Here is a 2,524-nt window from a genome sequence, read left to right as displayed (position 1 = left end):
TGGCCCGCTGCTTGGGCGACAGGCCGCGCAGGTCGGCCAGGCCTTGCTCGGTCACGATCACCTGCACGTCCTGGGTGATGTGATCGACGTGCGCCACCTGCGGAACGATCGCGGAGATCGCGCCCTTCTTGGCCGTCGACGGCGTCACGAAGATCGAGACATAGGCATTGCGCGCGAAGTCGCCTGAACCGCCGATGCCGTTCTGGATGCGCGAGCCCATGATGTGGGTGGAGTTCACATTGCCGTAGATGTCGGCCTCGATCAGCCCATTCATCGCCAGACAGCCGAGCCGCCGGATCAGTTCTGGGTGGTTGCTGATCTCCTGGGGCCGCAGGATCAGCTTGTCGCGGAAAAAGCCCATATTGGCGTTCATCGCCTCGGCCGCTTCCGGGCTCAACGAGAATGCGGTGGCCGAGGCCATGCGCAGTTTGCCGGCGTTCAGCAGGTCGAGCATGCCGTCCTGAATGACCTCGGTATAGGCGGTCATGTTGTCGAACGGACCATCGACCAACCCGGTCAGCACCGCATTGGCGATGTTGCCGACCCCCGACTGCAACGGCAGCAGATTGGCCGGCAACCGCCCCTTGGCCACCTCATGGCTGAAGAACTCCAGCAGGTGCCCCGCGATCTGGCGGGCGCCGTCGTCCGGCGGCGAAAATGGCAGGTTGCGATCGGGCGCCTGGGTCTCGACCACGGCCACCACCTTGTCTGGATCACAGCGAAAATAGGCCTCGCCGATCCGGTCGTCGGGCTTCACCAGCGGGATCGGCACCCGGTTCGGCGGCAGGGCCGTGCCGTAATAGATGTCGTGCATCCCCTCCAAGGCCGGGTTCTGCCAACTGTTGACCTCGAGGATCACCTGCTTGGCCTGGTCCAGCCAGGTCTTGTTATTGCCGATCGAGGACGAGGGGATCAGCGACCCGTCCGGCCGGATACCGGACACCTCGACCACAGCGGTGTCGATCGGCCCCAGAAAGCCCTGCCACGCCATCGGCGCGACCTGGCTCAGATGCATGTCGAAATATTCCATCTCCCCGCGATTGATCTTCTCGCGGGCGATGGGGTCGGAATTATACGGCAGCCGAAATTCGATCCCGTCGGCCTTGGCCAGCGCGCCGTCCAGTTCTGGTCCCGTGGACGCGCCGGTCCAGACGCGAACCTGGAACCGGCCGCCGGCCGCATGCTCGGCCTCGATCCGCTTAGCCAGCGCCAGCGGCACCGCCTTGGGATAGCCCGACCCGGTAAAGCCGCTCATCGCGACGGTGCTGCCGGAGGCGATGAACGCCGCCGCATCGGCGGCGCTCATCACTTTCGACTTCAGCCGCTCGCAGCCAATTCTCGCGCCGTCCGCCATGTTCGTCTCCAACCGGATTGGGCCGCGACCCTAGCCATTCGAGACGGTGGAAGACAGGCCGCGCCCGGCCGCGCGCGCAGACGTGAACTACCGCCCTTTCCAGGCCGGCGCGCGCTTCTGGGCGAAGGCCATCGGCCCCTCGACGAAGTCCTCGGATTTGAACAGCGCCGACACCGCCGGGTAACGCGTCTGGCCCTTGATCGCCGCTTCCAGGGTCGGTTCGTCCAGCCCCTTGTAGACCGCCTCTTTCGAAGCGCGGATCGACATCGGCGAAAGCTCGCAGATCTGGGCGGCCCAACGTCGGGCGGCGTCCAGCAGGTCGGCCGGGGCCACCACTTCATTGACGAAGCCCAGCGTCTGGCCCTCGGCGGCCGAGACACGGCGCCCCGTCAGGATCATGCCCAGCGCCTGCTTCTGGCCAATCATCCGGGGCAGGCGATGCAAACCGCCAGCCAGGGCCGCCAATCCGACCCGTGGCTCAGGCAAGGCGAAGGTGGCGGCTTCCGAGGCGATGATCAGGTCGCAGGCCAGGGCGATCTCGAAACCGCCGCCCATGGCCACGCCGTTGACCGCCGCGATCACCGGCTTGTTCAGATCAAAGCGCGAGGTGAGCCCGGCGAAACCCGACGGCGGCGAAGCCATGCCGCCGCCCGTCGCCTGGTGCTTCAGGTCATTGCCCGCGGAAAACGCCCGCTCGCCAGCGCCCGTCACGATCCCCACCCACTGGTCGGGATCGGCGGCGAAGTCGTCGAACGCCTCGTGCAGTTCGAAGTGCGCCGGCGAGTGCAGCGCGTTCATCACCTCAGGGCGGTTGAGCGTGAAGATGGTGACCGGACCTTCGCGGTCCACGCGGATGAACTCATAGGCCATCGAAACGTCCTCTCATTTTCAAGTGGCGGCGAGGCTCACAGGGGCGCCGCTACGTCCGTCAAGGCCGGTGGCGCGGGCCGTCACAGGAGATTGCGAGAGAAACCCCGCCGATACCGGAACCTGTTGATTGCCGTGGAGTAAGCTCACTCAGCCTGGAACGACAAGGTACCGTGGAGGATTCTCATGGCGACCTACGATCTAGCCATCGTTGGCGGCGGCGTCGGCGGATCAGCCTTGGCGACCGTCATGGCCCGCGAGGGCTATTCGGTGCTGCTTCTCGAACAGTCGGAGACCTATGTC

3 protein-coding genes are annotated in these 2,524 nt (G+C 65.7%); 1 reads left to right on the top strand and 2 read right to left on the bottom strand.

Annotated features, from left to right (window positions below; translation table 11 throughout):
• A partial coding sequence (locus tag Q7T84_RS08950) for a succinate CoA transferase (RefSeq protein WP_304807905.1) occupies positions 1 to 1,354 on the bottom strand: 1,354 nt, incomplete at its 3' end.
• Between the two features lie 87 nt (positions 1,355 to 1,441).
• Complete coding sequence (locus Q7T84_RS08945; RefSeq protein WP_304807903.1) at positions 1,442 to 2,224, bottom strand: enoyl-CoA hydratase-related protein; 783 nt, start codon at positions 2,222 to 2,224, stop codon at positions 1,442 to 1,444.
• Positions 2,225 to 2,407: 183 nt separating this feature from the next.
• Here Q7T84_RS08945 and Q7T84_RS21140 point away from each other — a divergent pair.
• A partial coding sequence (locus tag Q7T84_RS21140; protein ID WP_370653639.1) for an NAD(P)-binding protein occupies positions 2,408 to 2,524 on the top strand: 117 nt, incomplete at its 3' end.

Source organism: Phenylobacterium sp., assembly GCF_030654915.1.
In the GTDB taxonomy this organism is placed as follows: domain Bacteria; phylum Pseudomonadota; class Alphaproteobacteria; order Caulobacterales; family Caulobacteraceae; genus Phenylobacterium.
This window is presented reverse-complemented; position numbering and strand designations above follow the sequence as displayed.

What these genes read in the sequence shown, in the direction of transcription:
- Q7T84_RS08945 (WP_304807903.1), bottom strand. Translation starts at nt 2,224, where the DNA reads ATGGCCTATGAGTTCATCCGCGTGGACCGCGAAGGTCCGGTCACCATC.